The organism is Pseudomonas corrugata (genome assembly GCF_050920615.1).
Lineage (GTDB): Bacteria > Pseudomonadota > Gammaproteobacteria > Pseudomonadales > Pseudomonadaceae > Aquipseudomonas > Aquipseudomonas corrugata.
The window spans coordinates 6,180,744-6,198,864 of record NZ_CP130434.1 but is presented as its reverse complement, the minus strand read 5'-3'; the positions used below and the strand labels follow the sequence as shown (position 1 = coordinate 6,198,864).

Sequence of the window (18,121 nt, the reverse complement as noted above, 5' to 3'; positions counted from 1 at the left end):
CACCGCAATGAGCCGTGCCCCAGACACATGGATTTTGACTGCCGACTGCCCCAGCGTGCTCGGCACGGTGGACGCGGTGACTCGCTTTCTGTTCGAGCAGGGTTGCTACGTCACCGAGCACCATTCCTTCGATGATCGGCTCTCCGGGCGTTTCTTCATTCGCGTGGAGTTTCGCCAGCCCGAGGGCTTTGACGAGCAGGCTTTCCGTGCCGGCCTGGCCGGGCGCGCCGAAGCCTTTGACATGGTCTTCGAACTGACGCCGCCAAACTACCGGCCGAAAGTGGTGATCATGGTCTCCAAGGCCGATCACTGCCTCAACGACTTGCTCTATCGCCAGCGCATCGGCCAGTTGTCCATGGACGTCGTTGCAGTGGTGTCCAATCACCCGGACCTCAAGCCGTTGGCCGACTGGCATCAGATTCCCTACTACCATTTCCCTCTGGATCCGAACGACAAGCCGGCCCAGGAGCGGCAGGTGTGGCAGGTGATCGAAGACACCGGCGCCGAACTGGTGATTCTAGCCCGCTACATGCAGGTGCTGTCGCCGGAACTGTGTCGCAAGCTCGACGGCAAGGCGATCAACATCCACCACTCCCTGCTGCCTGGCTTCAAAGGTGCCAAGCCGTATCACCAGGCCTACAACAAAGGCGTGAAGCTGGTCGGTGCCACGGCGCACTACATCAACAACGACCTGGACGAAGGTCCGATCATCGCCCAGGGCGTGGAAGTGGTGGACCACAGTCATTACCCCGAAGATCTGATCGCCAAGGGGCGGGATATCGAAGGGCTCACATTGGCCAGGGCCGTGGGCTATCACATTGAACGACGGGTCTTCCTGAACGCCAATCGTACGGTGGTGCTCTGACGGTGACGCCATCGCGAGCAGGAGATTGTGTAACCCCATTGTGGGAGCGAGCCTGCTCGCGGTGAGGCGCTCCCATACAGCACAGAAACAGAGACACAAGCACTACCCGAGCAATCAACGCGCTGCCTGCCTGGGCGACGCGGTTTCATAAAAACAACAGCGAGGTGAAAGCATGTCCGGTAATCGTGGTGTCGTGTATCTCGGCAACGGCAAGGTCGAAGTCCAGAAGATCGACTATCCAAAAATGCAGGACCCGCGTGGCAGGAAGATCGAGCACGGCGTCATCCTGCGCGTGGTATCCACCAACATCTGCGGCTCCGACCAGCACATGGTGCGCGGCCGTACCACCGCCCAGACCGGCCTGGTCCTGGGTCATGAGATCACCGGTGAAGTGATCGAGAAGGGCAGCGACGTCGAGAACCTGAAGATCGGTGACCTGGTGTCGGTACCGTTCAACGTCGCGTGCGGTCGTTGCCGTTCCTGCAAGGAACAGCACACCGGCGTCTGCTTGACCGTCAACCCGGCTCGTGCCGGTGGCGCCTACGGTTATGTCGACATGGGCGACTGGACCGGCGGCCAGGCCGAGTACGTGCTGGTGCCGTACGCTGACTTCAACCTGCTGAAACTGCCGGACCGCGACAAGGCCATGGAGAAGATCCGTGACCTGACCTGCCTGTCCGACATCCTGCCTACCGGTTACCACGGTGCAGTGACTGCCGGCGTTGGTCCTGGCAGCACCGTATACATTGCTGGCGCTGGCCCAGTCGGCCTGGCTGCTGCGGCTTCTGCTCGTCTGCTCGGTGCAGCGGTGGTGATCGTCGGTGACGTCAACTCCATCCGTCTGGCTCACGCCAAGGCGCAGGGTTTTGAAGTTGTCGACCTGTCCACCGACACACCATTGCACGAGCAAATCGCCGCGTTGTTGGGCGAACCTGAAGTCGATTGCGCCGTTGACTGCGTAGGCTTCGAAGCCCGTGGTCATGGTCATGACGGCGTCAAGCACGAAGCCCCGGCCACCGTGCTCAACTCTTTGATGCAAGTGACCCGTGTCGCCGGCAAGATCGGTATCCCTGGCCTGTACGTCACCGAAGATCCGGGCGCGGTCGATGCCGCCGCCAAGATCGGTGCCCTGAGCATCCGTTTCGGCCTCGGCTGGGCCAAGTCCCACAGCTTCCACACTGGCCAGACCCCAGTGATGAAGTACAACCGTGCGCTGATGCAGGCGATCATGTGGGACCGCATCAACATCGCGGAAATCGTCGGCGTACAGGTCATCAGCCTGGACGACGCGCCGAAAGGCTACGGCGAGTTCGACGCTGGCGTGCCGAAGAAATTCGTGATCGACCCGCACAAGCTGTTCAGCGCGGCGTAAGGTTGGAAGCAAGACGGAAAAAGGGCGACAGTGATGTCGCCCTTTTTATTGGGGCCCAGCGGCTAATGCCAGTCAGTTAAGCCACAAACCCGTGGGAGCAAAGCTTGCTCCGGGCGGCGATCCGACGATTGCGGTAAGTCAGTCAGCAACAATGTTGACGGGGCCATCGCTATCGCGAGCAAGCTTTACTCCCACAGGCGTTGCACTCTATGGTGTTCGGCTGAGGACATGATGCGATATTCGCAGCGTGGACAAGGCCAGGCAAAGCCACGAGCGAAAACATACCGGCGAACATTATTTTGCACATTCGATGTACTCCGTGACTTGATGACAGTCTGGATGTTCATCGACAGGCAGGTCCTCGACTACTGTCAGAGCTGACAGCACTCAAGGCCGATAAGAAATAGTCTCGCTTGTGTATATACCCAGAAGTTGTCCGTTCCATTCCCCGTCGGGCAAGGATAACCCCACTCAGGGCTGGGTTACCGTTGCTGTTTTGACCCGCTCGCAGAAGTCAGGGTAGAAACCCCAGACATTCGTGTCCCGACATTCATTCTGGGCCTGGGCCAGCGCATTCCTGTCGAATGTGAGGCTGCGGGGCAGGCTGGCGAAGGTGGTGTAGCCGTCCCTTTGGGTCTTGATCGCGTCGAACCCCCGCATGTCGTAGACCAGTTCAACGTCGTCGTCGGCAAGGAGCCGGGCCTTGACCGTTACCTGAGGGTACTGCGTCCCTCCTGGGGCGTTATTGAGCGCGGCGAGGCCATGGCCAACAACGCGTAGCAGGCGCGGCACCCAACCCTCGTCGGTCCCGTCGGCGTCCGGGCGATAGGTCACGGTGAGCGTTTGCTGGTCGCGGGTGACCGCGGTCAGAGACGGGTCGGAGCGCTTGATGCGGTGCTCGATGGTCAGCCAGGTCTTCTGCTCTTCGCTGACGCCATCGGCAACTTCCGGATTCAGCGGTCCTCGCTGGCATTCGTTGACACCCAGCGCAATCAGCATGCCCGCCAGGATGACCGCGAGGGTGGCGCCACCAATTTTTACGTCCATGGGCAAACTCTTCAGGGGGAGGCGCACTGTACGGTATCTATTGACTCCGGATCATCTGCCAGCGGCAGGTGAACGATAAATCAATCAGAAACTCAGGCTGAAGTCGTCGGCATTGATGAGCTTGCACACCTGAAGGGCAAGACTTTCGCAGCGTCGGTTCGTCCACTCTGAAAAAGGCGGTTGTACCTGAAGATACTGGAGAGCGAGATTTACGGACACGTATGCGCAAGTGAAGGTAGCTCTTCCCGGGGTCTGCGAGTCGTCATCGTCATGGAGCGCAAACTCGGCACCGTTGAGTTTCATGGACGCCGGATCGACCATTTTAATAGCGCTCTGGCCTGCCCACTCTCGATCATCCTGTACTTCTATGGACTTAACATTTGGAGTGAGGGTGTGTTCCCGAATATCCGCAATGTCGGAACAGGTTGTTTCCCCGGCCTTGACATGGTTGATAAACAGCAGAAGCAACCACATGCATCCCGTCAGAGTGTTTTTCATATCCAGGCTCCATTGGTTCAAATAGAACATGGTCGCCATTGGAGCCGATCAAACTACTGTCAACCCTGACAGTTTTTATGCCTGTTTAGAATTATCGCGCAACGTTCATAGCGCTTTTGTCGATGAATGCAGAGGAAAATCCGGACGTTTGTAATTCGGTTCGAAGGTCTTCGGAATGTGGGGCGGGGGAACAATCCTTGCTGTCCTCAGTCCAACCCACGATTTTGTACCGACCCTCGTAAGGGCGGCTTTTTATGGCTCAAGAGGACGTTCGCAATGAAGGTTTCACGCAGCTTCGCACTGTCTTGCCTGCTGTCGCTGGCGGCCAGTCCGGCCTTCGCGCAGTTCAGCCTCAGTGATGCGGCCAGTGTGATGGCGGCCATTCAGGGGGGGCAGGGTGAGCAAGGGAAGGGGGCCGTGGCCGCTGCGCCCGAAGCCGCCGGGCTGCTCAACACGTTGGGCTCGGAGCTGAACATCACGCCGGAACAGGCCATCGGTGGTGCCGGTGCGATGTTGGGGCTGGCGAAGAATCGTCTCAGCGAACCGCAGTTTTCCGAGTTGAGCCAAAGTGTGCCGGGCCTGGACCAGATCGCCGGCAACAGCGCCATCGGCGGGCTCAATGGCCTGGGCGGCCTGCTCGGTGGCGGTTCGCAGAAGAATGCCCTGCTCGATGGCCTGCTGGGCAACGTCAAGGACACCAATGACTTGAACAACGCCTTCAGTGCGTTGGGCATGGACAGCGGCATGATCGGCCAGTTTGCCCCGGTGATCCTCCAGTACCTCGGCCAGCAGGGCGTGGCCAGCTCCTTGCTGCAGAACCTCGGCGGCATCTGGGGCTCCGGCGCCGGTCTCTGATCAGCGGCGTTCGTCAAGCAAGGCGACGATGCGCCGGTCCTTTTCGGTCCAGAGCTGGTTGACCCAGTTCTGGACGTACTGGCGAAACACCGGATCGTTTTCGTAATCGCCTTGCCACAGTGCAGGATCCAGCGGGCGAGTCTGGATGTCGATGATGACCCTCGGCACGGAACCGCTGATCAAATCCCAGAACCCCGGAATCCGCTCCTGCGGGTACACCACGGTGACATCCAGTATCGCGTCCAGTTGTTCGCCCATGGCCGCCAGCACGAACGCCACGCCACCGGCCTTGGGCTTGAGCAAGTGGGTAAAGGGGGATTGTTGCTGCTGGCTTTTTGCGGCGGTAAAGCGTGTCCCTTCGAGGTAGTTCACCACGGTGACGGGCTGGCGCTTGAACAGCTCGCAGGCCGCCCGAGTGATTTCCAGGTCCTTGCCGGCCAGTTCCGGGTTCTTTGCCAGGAAAGCCTTGGTGTAGCGCTTCATGAACGGATAATCCAGCGCCCACCAGGCCAATCCCAGGAACGGCACCCAGATCAGCTCCTTCTTGAGGAAAAACTTGAAGAACGGCGTGCGCCGGTTGAGGGTCTGGACGAGGGCGGGAATGTCCACCCAGGATTGGTGATTGCTGATGACCAGGTAAGACGTATCGCCACGCAAGCCTTCGCCGCCGCGAATGTCCCAACGGGTGGGGATGCACAGGGCGAAGATCAGTTTGTCGATCTCGGCCCAGGTTTCAGCGATCCACATCACCCCCCACGAGGCATAGTCGCGAAGGCGTCCGGGCAGGATCAGCTTGAGCAGCGCGAACACCATCAACGGCCCGAACAGCACCAGGGTATTGAGCAACAGCAGCAGGGTGACGAAACAGCCGGTGAGCAGGCGGCGCATAAATGACTCTTGCAAGCGGGTGGGCGGGCCATGATAAGCAGCTTCGGGCGGCAGGCCAAATTGTGGTGGACGAATGTTTCACCTTTTGACCGATATGCTGGGTGCCGCACATGGCGATCGAGAGCAACCGAACGAATCCACTGCTCACGGTCTAAAAAGCCACCCACACAGGAGCCCTATTGCATGAAATCCATTCTCGCCTTGTTTTCCCTGGTGGCCCTCCCCGTGCTGGCCGCCGAACCGACTCTTTATGGGCGCTACGAATACATCGCGCTGCCGGAAATCGGCGGTGAAGTGCTCAAGGCCAAGATGGACACCGGGGCCCTGACCGCCTCGCTGTCGGCCAAGGACATTGAAACCTTTACCCGCGACGGTGACGACTGGGTGCGGTTCCGCCTGGCAACCAAGGACGCGAGCAACAAGGTCTACGAGCACAAGATCGCGCGTATCAGCAAGATCAAGACCCGTTCCGAGGAGGATGAGGACGAGGACGAAAAGATTGCTCCCAGCAAACGCCCGGTCGTAGACCTGGAGCTGTGTCTGGGTAACGTCAAGCGTACCGTTGAGGTCAACCTGACCGACCGCAGCAGCTTCAATTATCCGCTGTTGATCGGCGCCAAGGCCCTGCGCGAATTCGGTGCAGCGGTGAACCCGGCCCGACGTTTCACGGCGGACAAGCCAGACTGCTGATTTCCCCGATTGACGTGCCCCGAGGCTTGGGGCACCGTTCCGGCAACTTTACTGTCGGGCTCGCAAGACATGCCTCATATTCTGATTGTCGAAGACGAAGCCGCCATCGCCGATACGCTGGTGTTCGCCCTGCAAGGGGAGGGCTTCCAGACCACTTGGCTGAGCCTTGGCGTCGCCGCGCTTGAACACCAGAAAAACACTCCCGCAGACCTGATCATCCTCGACGTGGGCCTGCCAGATATCAGTGGTTTTGAGACTTGCAAGAATCTCAGACGTTTCAGTGACGTTCCGGTCATTTTTCTTACAGCTCGGGATGGCGAGATCGATCGGGTCGTGGGCTTGGAAATCGGTGCCGACGATTACGTGGTCAAACCCTTCAGCCCCCGCGAGGTGGTGGCCAGGGTCCGGGCCATCCTCAAGCGGGTAGCGCCAGCGCCACGCCCGCCCGTGGAGCTGGGTACGGCGTTGTTCCAGGTGGACAGCGAGCGCGTGCAGATCAATTACCGCGGTAAGCCGTTGAATCTCACGCGCCACGAGTTCCGCCTGCTGAACTGTCTGTTGGAGCAACCCGAACGGGTATTCAGCCGCGAACAACTGCTCGACGCCTTGGGCGTGGCCAGCGATGCCGGCTACGAGCGCAGCATCGACAGTCACATCAAGAGCGTGCGCGCCAAGTTGCGCCTGGTCAGGGCCGAGGCCGAACCGATCCAGACCCATCGTGGCCTTGGCTACAGCTACAGCCCGGGGCACAGCTGATGCCGTTGGGGATCCGCATCTTTCTGGTCTATGTGCTGTTCATCGGCTTGACCGGGTATTTCGTGCTTGGCACGGTGATCGAGCAGATCCGTCCCGGCGTGCGCCAGTCCACCGAGGAAACTTTGGTGGATACGGCCAACCTGATGGCTGAGATTCTGCGGGACGATTTCAAGGCCGGGACCCTCAACCAGAATCGCTGGCCACAACTACTCAAGGCCTATGGCGAGCGGCAGCCGGCGGCGACGATCTGGGGCTTGCCGAAGAACCAGGTCAGCCATCGCATCTACGTCACGGATGCCAAGGGCATCGTAGTGCTCGACTCCAGCGGCGCGGCGGTGGGCCAGGACTATTCGCGCTGGAACGATGTCTACCTGACCTTGCGCGGCCAGTACGGAGCTCGCTCGAGTCGCAGCATCGCGGATGACCCAAACTCTTCGGTGATGCATGTCGGTGCGCCGATCCGCGATAACGGCCGGATCATCGGCGTGGTTACCGTGGCCAAGCCCAACAGTTCGCTGCAGCCTTATATCGACCGCACGGAACGACGGCTGCTGCTCTATGGTGTCGGGTTGATCGGCCTGGGCCTGCTGCTGGGGGCGCTGCTGTCGTGGTGGCTCAGCTCGGCGCTACGCCGCTTGACCGCCTATGCCCAGGCCGTCAGCCAGGGGCAGCGGGTGGAAGTGCCGCATTATCGCGGTGGTGAGTTCGAGCAACTGGCGCACGCCCTGGAGCACATGCGCACGCAGCTCGAAGGCAAGGCTTACGTCGAACGTTACGTGCATACCCTGACGCACGAACTCAAGAGCCCGCTGGCGGCGATTCGCGGCGCCGCCGAGCTGTTGCAAAGTGACATGCCCGCCGCGCAGCACCAGCGTTTTGTCAGCAACATCGACAGTGAAAGCGTGCGTATGCAACAGCTGATCGAACGTTTGCTCAACCTGGCCCAGATCGAACAGCGTCAGGGGCTGGAAGAACAGGTCGCGGTGCCGCTGGCGGCGTTGCTGGATGAGCTTATCGAGGCCCGTAGCGGCTGGATCGAGCGCCGGCAGTTACGGGTCGAGCGACACATCGCCGCCGACATGGCACTGACTGGCGAGGCGTTTCTGTTGCGCCAGGCGTTGGGCAACCTGCTGGACAATGCCCTGGATTTCACCCCCGTCAACGGGGTACTGCGCGTCAGTGCCGGGCGCAGCGGCAACCGTGTCGAGATCCGGTTGTTCAACCAGGCCGCCCCGATCCCCGACTACGCCCTGCCGCGCCTGAGCGAACGCTTCTATTCTCTGCCGCGGCCGGACAGCGGTCGCAAGAGCACCGGCCTGGGACTCAATTTCGTGGAGGAAGTGGTGCAGTTGCATGGGGGCGAGTTCGGTATCGGCAATGTCGAGGGCGGGGTGGAAGTGGTGCTGCGGCTGCCCTGAGATTCGGCGCATAGCCTTTGTGGGAGCGAGCCTGCTCGCGAATGCGGTGAACCCGTCGACATCATCCTCAATGACACACCGCTTTCGCGAGCAGGCTCGCTCCCACAGGTTCTCTAGTCTCCACACAATCTCCACATTGCCTACATAAACAGCCCACACAGCGCCGCCAGACTCTCCCCATTCGAACAGGGAGAGCCCCACATGAACCGCAGCCTCGCCATGAAACTGGGCATGATCGCCCTATTGATTCTCTTGCTGATGATTCCGCTGTTGATGATCAACGGCCTCATCGACGAACGCCAGTCCCTGCGCGACGGCGTGCTGCAGGAGATCGCCAGCAGCTCCAGCCACAGTCAGCAGCTCATCGGACCGATGATTGTGGTGCCGTTTCGCAAGGATGTGCGGGTCTGGAATACCAACGAGAAAACCGGTGTCCGCTTCCTGGAAACCGTCGAGCAGAGCGGTGAGTTATATTTCCTGCCGGAGCAATTCGAACTCGACGGCCAGGTCCGGACCGAAACCCGTGCCCGGGGGATCTACGAGGCGCGGTTGTTCCACGCCGACAACCGGATCGATGGACGCTTCAAGGTGCCTGAGCGCTATGGCCTGGCCGCCAAGGATATGGCCGATTACCGCTTCGACGAACCGTACCTGACCGTGGGCATCAGCGACATCCGTGGTATCGAGAATGCATTGACCCTGCAACTCAACCAGCAGACCGTCGACTTCCTGCCCGGCTCGCGGGTCAGCTGGCTGGGGCAGGGGGTGCATGTGCCGCTGCCGATGGTCAACGCCCAGAACAGCGCCGAGTTGACTTTCGGTTTCGACCTGAGCCTGCAAGGCACCGGCGAGTTGCAGATTCTGCCGGTGGGCAAGACCAGCAAAGTGCACTTGACCGCCGACTGGCCGCACCCGAGCTTCATCGGCAACTACTTGCCCGTCAGCCGCGACATCAACGAGAAGGGCTTCAGCGCCGACTGGCAGACCTCGTTCTTCTCGACCAACCTTGAAGAAGCGCTGCAGAACTGCGTGTCGGGCGAGAGCTGTGAAATGTTTCGCAGCCGTACCTTCGGCGTGAGCTTCATCGACCCGGTGGACCAGTACCTCAAGAGCGACCGGGCAATCAAATATGCATTGCTGTTCATCGCCCTGACCTTCGCCGGCTTCTTTCTTTTCGAAGTGCTCAAGAGCCTGGCGGTGCACCCGGTCCAATATGCCCTGGTGGGCGTGGCGCTGGCATTTTTCTACCTGTTGCTGTTGTCTCTATCGGAACACATCGGCTTTGCCCCGGCGTACCTGGTGTCGGCCAGTGCCTGTGTACTGTTGATCGGGTTCTACGTCTGCCATGTGCTGCGCAGCGTGAACCATGGCCTGGGCTTCTCGGCGGGGTTGGCGGCGCTGTATGCCTTGCTTTACGGCCTGTTGAGCGCCGAGGACTACGCACTGTTGATGGGCTCGCTGTTGCTGTTCGGCCTGTTGGGTGTGTTCATGGTGCTGACCCGTAAACTGGATTGGTACGGGGTCGGATCGAAACCGGCGCCTGCCATGACCTTCGATCTGGGAGAGGTGAAATGAGCCGGTCGCTGGGATTGCGCGAAGATCGGCGGGTGAGGGAAGTGCTCGTGGCGCTTGTATCTGAGTTGTTTCCGTTGGATCCGGTGGGCCTCTATCGCGAGCAGGCTCGCTCCCACAGGTCCGGGGCTGTCCTTTGTGGGAGCGAGCCTGCTCGCGATGAGGTCGTCACATCTGGAGAAAGATCTAGATCCTGGGCACGGTAGCGACCATTGAAGGCCGCAAGCTCACCTCGGCAAACCACGCCGCCAGCTGCGGATGGGTCTTGCGCCATTCCAGGTCGGGATGGCGCAGGTCCAGGTACCCCAAGGCGCAAGCTACGCTGATGGACGCCACGTCAAAATGGCAGGCCAGTTCGGCAATCGCCTCGGCTTCGAGCATGTCCAGAGCACGGCGAATTTTGTCCCGTTGGGCATCGAGCCATTCGTCCCAATGCTTTTCCGGCGGGCGCAGGGCCGTTTCATAGCGGACCATTACCGCTGCGTCCATGATCCCGTCAGCCAGGGAGGCCAGGGTCAGGCGCCGCCAGCGGGCCGCGCCGTCACGGGGGATCAACGGATTGCCGACGTGCTGGTGGTCGAGGTAATCAAGAATGACACGGCTGTCGTGGATCACGCTGCCATTGGCCAGGCGCAGGGCCGGAATCTTGCTCAGCGGGTTGTCATCGATGAGTTGCTGGTCCGGTTTGACGGGCGTGAGCTGGCTGAGTTGCAACGCGACGCGGTCCTGCTGGCCGGTTTCATGCAGCAGCACCAGGACTTTGCGAACGAAGGGCGAGGCGGGGTTGTGGAACAGCGTCATGCTGGGAGCGGACATGGCAACGTCTCGAACAGAGGAGGATGTCGTGCAGCATAGCGCGTTCATCCAGGCGCAAGGCAGGCGTGACCGGGCCGCAGTCGCCCGGTCTGTATCCTGAATCACACGGCCGGCTGAAGGGCCTGCGGCTCCATCGGTACTGGCGCTGCCGGTTCTCGCTTGAGTTCCCGGGCGACGGTCCAGACGATGAACGCAGCAATCACGTCAAAAATCGCCAGCAGCACGAACAGCGGGCTATAGCCGATTTTTGTCACCATCACGCCAAACAACAGCGTGAAGGCCGCGGCACCCAGGTAACCGAACATGCCGCCCATGCCGGTGGCGGTGGCGACTTCATTCTTGCCGAACGAGTCGGAAGTGATGGCATACAACGCACCCGACAAGGTCTGGTGGGCAAAGCCGCCAATGCACAGCAGAGCGATTGCCGTATACGGACTGTCCACCAGGCCGATGCAGGCCGGACCAACCATGCAGGATGCGCCGAACAGCAAGACCATCTTGCGAGAGGTGAACAACGACACTTTGCAGTATTTGTGGAAGAACGGGCTCAGGTAACCGCCCAACACGCAGCCCAGGTCGGCGGCCAGGAACGGCAGCCAGGCGAACATCGCGATCTCCTTGATGTTCATGTGCCGCTCGGTCATCAGGTATAGCGGAATCCAGGCGTTGAAGGTCTGCCAGGCCGGCTCGGAGAGGATCCGGGCGCTGGCGATGGCGTAGAAATTGCGGCTGGCGATGATCTTTTTCCAGCTGCCTTTTTTCGGGTTCTGCTCCTGGAAGTGAGCTTCCTGGCCGCTGATGATGTAATCGCGTTCGGTGTCGCTCAGGCGCTTCTGGTCACGGGGGTGCTTATAGAGGACCAGCCAGAGAAAAGTCCAGGCGATGCCCAGGCCACCGACGATCAGGAACGCCAGTTCCCAGCCACTGTTCAAGATTGCCCAGACCACCAGCGGTGGCGCCAGGACGGCACCGACCGACGAGCCGATGTTGAACCAGCCGATGGCGACCGAGCGCTCCTTGGCGGGGAACCATTCGGTCGATGCCTTGACGGCGGCGGGCAGCCCGGCGGCTTCTGTCAGGCCAAGCAAGCCACGGAAAAATGCCAGGCCTTGCCAGCCCGAGGCCATTGCTGCGGCGGCGCAGGCGATAGACCAGGCGAAGGCGAAAATGGCGAAGCCCATCTTGGTGCCAATGGCATCGATGATGTAACCGGCCACCGGCTGCATCAGCGCATAGCAGATTTGCCAGGCGACGACGATATGGGAGTACTGCTCGGTGGAGATATTCATCTCGCTCATCAGGGTCGGAGCGGCCACCGAGAGGGTATTGCGCGCCAGGTAGTTGACCATCAGGCCGGCCGTGACCAGGCCGACCATCCACCAGCGGATGCCTTTGATCTTCATCACTTCACCATCGATTATTTTTGGAGTTGGTGTCGCTGTTGTAGGTTGTCGTACAACATTAGCCTTTATAGGAGTGCAAGGAATAATTTGTCAACAAATATGTCAGCGATTGGGCGAGTTTCAGGGCGCCCGAGGATGGCGTCATCGTATGACTGGTCTGTGGAGGGGGCTCAATCGGTTAGAGCGCCCTGGTGACTCAGCGGCGCGGGACCAGTCCCCACACCGCCACGACAGAAGGGATACCCAGCCCCAGCCAGCTCACCGCATCCCACAGACCATCGCCGAGCAAGGCGCTGAATAGCCCAGCTGCGCAAAGGGCGCCAATGGTTGCGGGCATGCCGAACACTTTCCAGACACTTGACTGCCGGGGCTTCACGAGACGGCCTCCCTATCGGCAGCCACGCGCAGGTTCGTTCTACGCCGAACCACCCAGAGGTAAACGCCGCTGCCGAGGACGATGATCGTCAGCACGTCCAGGGCCGCCCAGAAGATCTGCATCGGCCTGCCGCCATAGTCGCCGAAGTGCAGCGGCAGGGACAGGCTCATCAGGTCCATGTACCACGGTCGTTCGGCCACGGCGGTGACGTCCAGAGTGCTGGCGTCGATGAGTACCGGTGTCAGTAGATGGGCGGTCAGGTGGGTACTGCCCTTCATGAACACGCCATAGTGGTGTGCACTGGAAAACAAGGTGCCGGGGAAAGCAATGAAGCTCGGCTCCATGCCGGGTGCGACGTTCCTGGCGATGTCCAGCAGGCGGGTGGCCGGCGCCAGTTGCTCCAGTGGCGCCGCGTTGCGGTAGGGCTCGACCATGGCACTGAGACTGTCGTTGCGCCACGCCGCGATGATCAGGTCGGCGCAGGCGGCGATTACGCCGGTGACTCCAACCGTCAATGCCCAGACCAACGTGACCACGCCGATCAGGTTATGCAGGTCGAGCCAGCGCAGACGCGGGGACTTGTCCTGGCGCACCGTGGCGAACTTCAGGCGCCGCATGAACGGCAAGTACAGGACCACGCCGGAAACGATGGCGACCACGAACAGCAGTCCCATCGATGCCAGCAATAATTTGCCAGGCAGTCCGGCATACATGTCCACGTGCAGGCGCCGCATGACCATCATGAAGCCGCCATTGGCCGCAGGTGTCTCCAGGGCCTCGCCGGTACGGGCGTCGAGCATGAAAGTATGGGAGGCATTGGGTTCGGTACCCGGTGTCGGGGCCATGATGGTGACGACGCCGTTGGGCTCGTCCTCGTCCCAGCCAAAATACTGCACCACTTCACCCGGGCGATGGGCCTTGGCCTTTTCCACCAGTTGCTGCAGGTCAAGCCGCGGCGTATCGGCGGGCATGTCCCGAAACTCCGGAGCGTCGCCCAGCAGGTGTTCGATCTCGTGATGGAAAATCAGCGGCAACCCGGTGACTGCCAGCATCAGCAGGAACACTGTGCAGATCAGGCTGGACCACGTATGGACGAAGGACCAGCGACGGATGGTTTTACTTTTCATGAGGGGGTCCGATTGCGAAAGCGCTTCACTCAAGAGCTGTGTGATTCATCGTGGCGAGGGAGCAAGCTTCCTCGCCACGGACTCTTCAAATGAAGGCGGCCAGTTACCACTTGTAATTCACACTGGCGACCACGTTGCGTTGATCGCCGTAGTAGCAATAGAAGCCGTCGCAGGTGGAGAGGTAGTCCTTGTTGAAGATGTTCTTCGCATCCACCGCCACCGACACTCCTTTGAGGGAACCGCTCACACGCCCCAGATCGTAATGGGCCGATGCGTCGTAAACGGTGTAGGAGCCGACATGACCCCAATCGGTGTTGGTGGTATTGCCGTAGGTGTCACCGACATAACGCACTCCAGCGCCGACACCGAAGCCGTCGAGCGACCCGCTGTGCCAGGTGTAGTCCGCCCACGCGGTGGCCTGGCTACGCGGCACCTGGGCCATGCGCTTGCCTTCCTCGGCTGCGGTGCCCTTGGTGATTTCGCTGTCGTTGTAGGTGTAGGAACCGATCAGTTTCAAGTTGTCGGTGACGTCGCCGGAGGCTTCCAGCTCCAGGCCGCGTACCTGCACCTCGCCGACCTGGCGGGTGATGCTGTTTTCAGTGACGGCGTTATTTTTCTGGGTCAGATCGAACACCGCCGCCGTCAACAGGGTTTTTGTACCGGGCGGTTGGTACTTGATGCCGGCTTCGTATTGTTCGCCTTCGGTCGGTTTGAACGCGTCGGTGCTGTTGACGTTGGTACCGGCCGCCGCCTGGAAGGATTGGGCAAAGGAAATGTAGGGTGTCACGCCGTTGTCGAAGACATAACTCAATGCTGCGTTGCCACTGAATTTCTTGTCGCGCTGGGTGTTGGTGGCATCGTTCTGGTTGTGGAAGACGGTGCCAGTGTGAATCCAGTCTTCACGACCACCGAGGGTCAGACGCCAGTTGTCCAAGGCCATCTGGTCCTGCACGTAGACACCGGTCTGCTGCGTCTTCTGGTTGTAGTCGTACATATCGAAGTACTGGACGTTGGAAAAATCCTGCCCATAGATCGGGTTGTTGATATTGGTGGTCGGGACGCCGGTGGATCCCCATTTCCAGCGCGAATTGCTGTTGGAACGCTGATGGTCCAGGCCAAGCAATAGCGTATGGCTCAGGGCACCGGTCTGGACGTCGGCCTGGAAATTGTTATCGACGGCGAACTGACTGATGTCTTCGTTAACGATACCGGCGCTGCGTTTGACCGTGCCGTCGGCGCTCACGGCTTGATCGGGGCCCGCCGGGAAGAACGACCCGCCGGCGGTGAGGCCCTGGAACTCCAGGTCGCTCTTGGTGTAGCGCAGGTTCTGGCGGAACTGCCAGGTGTCGTTGAAGCGATGTTCGAAGGCATAACCGAGGGCGTAGTAGGTGCGGTCGTAGAATTCCCAGTCCGGATCGCCCAGGTTCTTGTGGTGGGAAATCCTGCCGGCCGGCGAGGACAGCTTGGTGCCTTGCAAGGGCAGGAATTGCCCGGTGATGCCAGTGTCGTCGCGGGTGTACTGGGACAGGAAGGTCAGGCGAGTGTCGTCGTTGATGTTCCAGGTCAGGCTCGGGGCGATGTTGTAGCGCTTGTCCGGGATGTGATCGACCTGGGCATTGCTGTCGCGCAGGGTGCCGCTGAGCCGATAGAGGAATTGGCCTTCGTCATCGATCTGGCCGGTGCTGTCGAAGTTGATCTGCTTGTGTTCATAGCTGCCGGCCTGCAACTCGACTTCATGGCTGCTCTCGGCTTGTGGGCGACGGCTGACCATATCGAGCATGCCGCCGGGTGGCGTCTGGCCGTAGACCGACGATGCCGGACCACGCAGCACGGCGATGCGCTCCAGGTTCCAGGGTTCGATTTTTGGCGTGACGTAGTTGCCTTTGGGCAGCGGCAGGCCATCGAGGAACTGAGTCGGTATGAAGCCGCGCACCAGCAGCCAGTCGTTACGCGAATCCGAGCCGTAGCCGCTGCTCTGCACACCGGCGGTGTAGCGCAGGGCATCGTTGAGGTTGAGGACCGAGCGATCCTCCATCTGCTGGCGTGTCACCACCGAGACCGAGCGCGGCAGTTCGACGATCGGCGTATCGGTCTTGGTGCCGGCGGCGGTGCGAGTGGCTGCATAGCTCTCGCTCGGGCCCCAGGCGCTTTCGCTCAGGCCGGCGCCGATCACGCTGGTTTCCGGCAGGGCCATGACGCCTTCGGGCACGGCCACCAGGCTGTAGGTGCCGGTGCTGCTCTGTTGCAGTTGCAAGCCGGTGCCGCGCAAGGCTTCACGCAATGCGCCCGCGGCATCGAACTGGCCCTGGACCGGGGCCGAGGTTTTGCCTGCGGCCAATGTCGGGCTCAGGCTCAGAGCGAGACCGGCCTGACTGGCGATCTGGTTCAGGGTGCTGGCCAGTGACGCGGCGGGCAGGTTGTAAGTGCGCACGCTGGACGGCTGTTCGGCCGCCAGGAGTGGGCCGCTGGCCAACGGGACGGCAAGGACGATGGCAACGGCCAACAGGCTGGGGCGCAACAGGGTGTCTAGCGGGCGGGACATACGGCGGCTCCTGAATGGAAATATTTCTCAATTGCCTGGATGCCGAATGAAAATGCAAAAGTGATAGGGGTAGATGAAAATAATTTAGATTCAGGATTTAAATGGTGGGACCAGACCTGTTTTGTGCAGGGCTGACGGCCCCTTCGCGAGCAGGCTCGCTCCCACAGGGATGGATGCGCGCCAATGCATTGTGGAAGCGAGCCTGCTTGCGAAGGCGATCCCATGGATCACCTTTTATCGGGCCTTGGCCCCGGTGCTGGGTTGCACCACCACCCACCACCGCGTGTGATGTTCAATCTGCACCGGCAAGGTCGGCAGCAGCGCGCTCAGGGCCAGGTCGGTGTCATGCAGCGGGAAGCTGCCGGTGATGCGCAAATCCGCCACTTGTGGCTCGACGCCCAGGTAGCCACGTCGATAGCGCCCCAGTTCATGCACCAGATCCTCGAGGCGAGCGTTGTCTACCACCAGCATGCCCCGGGTCCAGGCATCGGCGTCGGGGCTCAGGGCCAGGGCGGGGCCAAGGCTGTCACGGCGCATCAGCATCTGCTGGCCTTCGCGCAGGATCTGTTCTTGCTCCATGGCCTGCGGATGGGCGGCCACGGCGGATTTCAATACGCTGAGGCGAGTGCCGTCGTCCTCGCGCTTGACCAGGAACCTTGTGCCTAAGGCACGCAGGCTGCCTTCGCGGGTTTCGACGATGAATGGACGTGGGTCGTTGTGGCCGGTCTCGACCTGGATCTCGCCTTCCTGGAGCACAATGCGCCGCTGTTTATCGTCGAAACGCACGTCGAGCGCACTGTGGGTGTTGAGGTTGATCAGCGTGCCGTCGGCCAGGCGCAGGGTGCGCTGTTCACCCGTCGCGGTGCGTTGGTCTGCCAGCCAGTAGTCCAGCGGCAGGTAACGTTCACCGGCAAACAATGCCAGGCCGATGACTGCGACAATACTGGCCAGGCCGCCGCCCACCTTGCGTATCCGGCGACGGATACTCACTCGCGACTGCAGTAGCGCGGCCCGTGCCGGTCCATTGGCAACGCTGAAACGCTGCTCGAGCATGCCCAACTGCCGCCAGGCCCGGGCATGTTCTTCATCGGCGGCGTGCCAGTGGGCGAACGCTTCGCGCTCCTGGGCGCTGCCGCAGCCCGAATCCAGCGACAACTGCCAGGCAATAGCGGCATCCAATACGCCGGCCGAAACCGGTTTGGAATGGGCCGGGTTCATGTCGGCTCTCCATAGAGTGCGATGTAGCACTGTCGGATGCCCTGGGCCAGATACTGGCGTACCCGCGGCACCGAAACCCCCAGGCGCCTGGCGATTTCGGCGTGGCCGAGGCCGTCGAGCCGGTTATACAGGAACGCGGCGCGAGCCTTGCTTGACAGCTTGCCGAGCAGGTAATCGATCTGCCTGAGGTCCTCGAGGATCAATTGCTGTTCTTCCAGCGATGGCTGTTCACCTTCGGGAATCAACATCAGTTCGGTGAGGTAAGCCTGCTCCAGGGCCGCCCGACGGAAATAATCGAACAGCAGACCTTTGGCGATGGCTACCAGCAATGCTCGGGGTTCACGGGGTGTCGTCAGTTCATCGCGACCGAGCAGACGCACGAACGTGTCCTGGCTCAAGTCCTCGGCCCGCTGTGGACAGGCCACGTTGCGGCGCAACCATGCCAGTAGCCAGCCGCGATGATCACGGTACAACGCACCAACCAGATCATTGTGAGGACTAGGGACTGACGACACGGAGCTTCACCGATGTTTTAAGTAACGAGAATTGTTCGCGATTGTGGCAGAGGCGGGGGCGGGAATGCAATTGGAGCTGATCGGGATACTGTCTGTGGATTTAGCTGACTCTGTGGGAGCAAGGCTTGCCCGCGATAGCATCATCCGGGATTAACAGCCTGAC

Annotated in this window: 17 protein-coding genes; 7 read left to right on the top strand and 10 right to left on the bottom strand. The window is 60.8% G+C overall.

Going from position 1 to position 18,121, the window contains the following annotated elements:
• Positions 1-7 precede the first annotated feature (7 nt).
• Together purU and fdhA are read left to right on the top strand one after the other, a co-directional pair.
• Complete coding sequence (purU, locus tag QZH45_RS27840) at positions 8-865, top strand: formyltetrahydrofolate deformylase (RefSeq protein ID WP_024779442.1); 858 nt, start codon at positions 8-10, stop codon at positions 863-865.
• A gap of 172 nt (positions 866-1,037) precedes the next feature.
• Positions 1,038-2,237 carry a formaldehyde dehydrogenase, glutathione-independent gene (fdhA, locus tag QZH45_RS27835; RefSeq protein ID WP_041022259.1) on the top strand — a complete coding sequence of 400 codons (1,200 nt, stop codon included), beginning with the start codon at positions 1,038-1,040 and terminating at the stop codon, positions 2,235-2,237.
• 471 nt (positions 2,238-2,708) lie between these two features.
• On the opposite strand, the gene QZH45_RS27830 is transcribed toward fdhA, so the two are convergent.
• Positions 2,709-3,284, bottom strand: coding sequence for a hypothetical protein (locus QZH45_RS27830; protein ID WP_024779440.1), 576 nt, complete (start codon positions 3,282-3,284; stop codon positions 2,709-2,711).
• An 84-nt stretch (positions 3,285-3,368) separates the two neighbouring features.
• Positions 3,369-3,782 (bottom strand): hypothetical protein, encoded by a 414-nt coding sequence (locus QZH45_RS27825; protein WP_069018547.1) that lies wholly within the window; start codon positions 3,780-3,782, stop codon positions 3,369-3,371.
• 276 nt (positions 3,783-4,058) lie between these two features.
• On the opposite strand from QZH45_RS27825, the gene QZH45_RS27820 reads away from it, so the two are divergent.
• The gene (locus QZH45_RS27820; RefSeq protein WP_055135807.1) at positions 4,059-4,637 is read left to right on the top strand and encodes a DUF2780 domain-containing protein; all 579 of its coding nucleotides are present in this window, start codon (positions 4,059-4,061) and stop codon (positions 4,635-4,637) included.
• Here the strand turns inward: QZH45_RS27820 and QZH45_RS27815 are convergent, their stop codons facing one another.
• A complete protein-coding gene (locus tag QZH45_RS27815; protein ID WP_055135806.1) occupies positions 4,638-5,525 on the bottom strand; it encodes an acyltransferase in 888 nt (295 codons plus the stop codon).
• Between the two features lie 183 nt (positions 5,526-5,708).
• Here QZH45_RS27815 and QZH45_RS27810 point away from each other — a divergent pair, with 183 nt between their 5' ends.
• From QZH45_RS27810 to creD, 4 genes are all read left to right on the top strand, one after another.
• Entirely contained in the window at positions 5,709-6,215 is a 507-nt protein-coding gene (locus QZH45_RS27810) for an ATP-dependent zinc protease family protein (RefSeq protein ID WP_024779436.1), read from the top strand.
• Positions 6,216-6,284: 69 nt separating this feature from the next.
• Entirely contained in the window at positions 6,285-6,971 is a 687-nt protein-coding gene (gene creB, locus QZH45_RS27805; RefSeq protein ID WP_053190517.1) for a two-component system response regulator CreB, read from the top strand.
• On the top strand, positions 6,971-8,389 hold the full coding sequence (creC, locus tag QZH45_RS27800) for a two-component system sensor histidine kinase CreC (protein WP_053190514.1): 1,419 nt from the start codon (positions 6,971-6,973) through the stop codon (positions 8,387-8,389). The genes creB and creC overlap by 1 nt, the downstream gene beginning before the upstream one ends.
• 201 nt (positions 8,390-8,590) lie before the next feature.
• Complete coding sequence (gene creD, locus QZH45_RS27795) at positions 8,591-9,964, top strand: cell envelope integrity protein CreD (RefSeq protein ID WP_053190512.1); 1,374 nt, start codon at positions 8,591-8,593, stop codon at positions 9,962-9,964.
• Between the two features lie 183 nt (positions 9,965-10,147).
• Here the strand turns inward: creD and QZH45_RS27790 are convergent, their stop codons facing one another.
• The 7 genes from QZH45_RS27790 to QZH45_RS27760 all read right to left on the bottom strand — a co-directional run bounded on the left by QZH45_RS27790 (position 10,148) and on the right by QZH45_RS27760 (position 17,958).
• Positions 10,148-10,777 carry a glutathione S-transferase gene (locus tag QZH45_RS27790; protein WP_024779432.1) on the bottom strand — a complete coding sequence of 210 codons (630 nt, stop codon included), beginning with the start codon at positions 10,775-10,777 and terminating at the stop codon, positions 10,148-10,150.
• Between the two features lie 101 nt (positions 10,778-10,878).
• A complete protein-coding gene (locus tag QZH45_RS27785) occupies positions 10,879-12,180 on the bottom strand; it encodes an MFS transporter (RefSeq protein ID WP_055135805.1) in 1,302 nt (433 codons plus the stop codon).
• Positions 12,181-12,376: 196 nt separating this feature from the next.
• A complete protein-coding gene (locus QZH45_RS27780) occupies positions 12,377-12,556 on the bottom strand; it encodes a hypothetical protein (RefSeq protein ID WP_053190505.1) in 180 nt (59 codons plus the stop codon).
• Positions 12,553-13,683, bottom strand: a complete 1,131-nt coding sequence (locus QZH45_RS27775; protein WP_024779429.1) for a PepSY-associated TM helix domain-containing protein — start codon at positions 13,681-13,683, stop codon at positions 12,553-12,555. Before QZH45_RS27775 ends, QZH45_RS27780 begins: the two co-directional genes overlap by 4 nt.
• Positions 13,684-13,786: 103 nt before the next feature.
• Entirely contained in the window at positions 13,787-16,225 is a 2,439-nt protein-coding gene (locus QZH45_RS27770; RefSeq protein ID WP_069018346.1) for a TonB-dependent siderophore receptor, read from the bottom strand.
• Positions 16,226-16,459: 234 nt separating this feature from the next.
• Positions 16,460-17,443, bottom strand: coding sequence for a FecR domain-containing protein (locus QZH45_RS27765; protein ID WP_024779427.1), 984 nt, complete (start codon positions 17,441-17,443; stop codon positions 16,460-16,462).
• Positions 17,440-17,958: an RNA polymerase sigma factor gene (locus QZH45_RS27760; protein WP_053190502.1), complete on the bottom strand. Its 519-nt coding sequence runs from the start codon at positions 17,956-17,958 to the stop codon at positions 17,440-17,442. The genes QZH45_RS27765 and QZH45_RS27760 overlap by 4 nt, the downstream gene beginning before the upstream one ends.
• Positions 17,959-18,121: the final 163 nt, after the last annotated feature.

Bases quoted from the DNA above. Each gene is read 5' to 3' on its own strand.
- purU (WP_024779442.1), top strand. From the start codon at position 8: ATGAGCCGTGCCCCAGACACATGGATTTTGACTGCCGACTGCCCCAGC.
- fdhA (WP_041022259.1), top strand. From the start codon at position 1,038: ATGTCCGGTAATCGTGGTGTCGTGTATCTCGGCAACGGCAAGGTCGAA.
- QZH45_RS27830 (WP_024779440.1), bottom strand. From the start codon at position 3,284: ATGGACGTAAAAATTGGTGGCGCCACCCTCGCGGTCATCCTGGCGGGC.
- QZH45_RS27825 (WP_069018547.1), bottom strand. From the start codon at position 3,782: ATGAAAAACACTCTGACGGGATGCATGTGGTTGCTTCTGCTGTTTATC.
- QZH45_RS27820 (WP_055135807.1), top strand. From the start codon at position 4,059: ATGAAGGTTTCACGCAGCTTCGCACTGTCTTGCCTGCTGTCGCTGGCG.
- QZH45_RS27815 (WP_055135806.1), bottom strand. From the start codon at position 5,525: ATGCGCCGCCTGCTCACCGGCTGTTTCGTCACCCTGCTGCTGTTGCTC.
- QZH45_RS27810 (WP_024779436.1), top strand. From the start codon at position 5,709: ATGAAATCCATTCTCGCCTTGTTTTCCCTGGTGGCCCTCCCCGTGCTG.
- creB (WP_053190517.1), top strand. From the start codon at position 6,285: ATGCCTCATATTCTGATTGTCGAAGACGAAGCCGCCATCGCCGATACG.
- creC (WP_053190514.1), top strand. From the start codon at position 6,971: ATGCCGTTGGGGATCCGCATCTTTCTGGTCTATGTGCTGTTCATCGGC.
- creD (WP_053190512.1), top strand. From the start codon at position 8,591: ATGAACCGCAGCCTCGCCATGAAACTGGGCATGATCGCCCTATTGATT.
- QZH45_RS27790 (WP_024779432.1), bottom strand. From the start codon at position 10,777: ATGTCCGCTCCCAGCATGACGCTGTTCCACAACCCCGCCTCGCCCTTC.
- QZH45_RS27785 (WP_055135805.1), bottom strand. From the start codon at position 12,180: ATGAAGATCAAAGGCATCCGCTGGTGGATGGTCGGCCTGGTCACGGCC.
- QZH45_RS27775 (WP_024779429.1), bottom strand. From the start codon at position 13,683: ATGAAAAGTAAAACCATCCGTCGCTGGTCCTTCGTCCATACGTGGTCC.
- QZH45_RS27770 (WP_069018346.1), bottom strand. From the start codon at position 16,225: ATGTCCCGCCCGCTAGACACCCTGTTGCGCCCCAGCCTGTTGGCCGTT.
- QZH45_RS27765 (WP_024779427.1), bottom strand. From the start codon at position 17,443: ATGAACCCGGCCCATTCCAAACCGGTTTCGGCCGGCGTATTGGATGCC.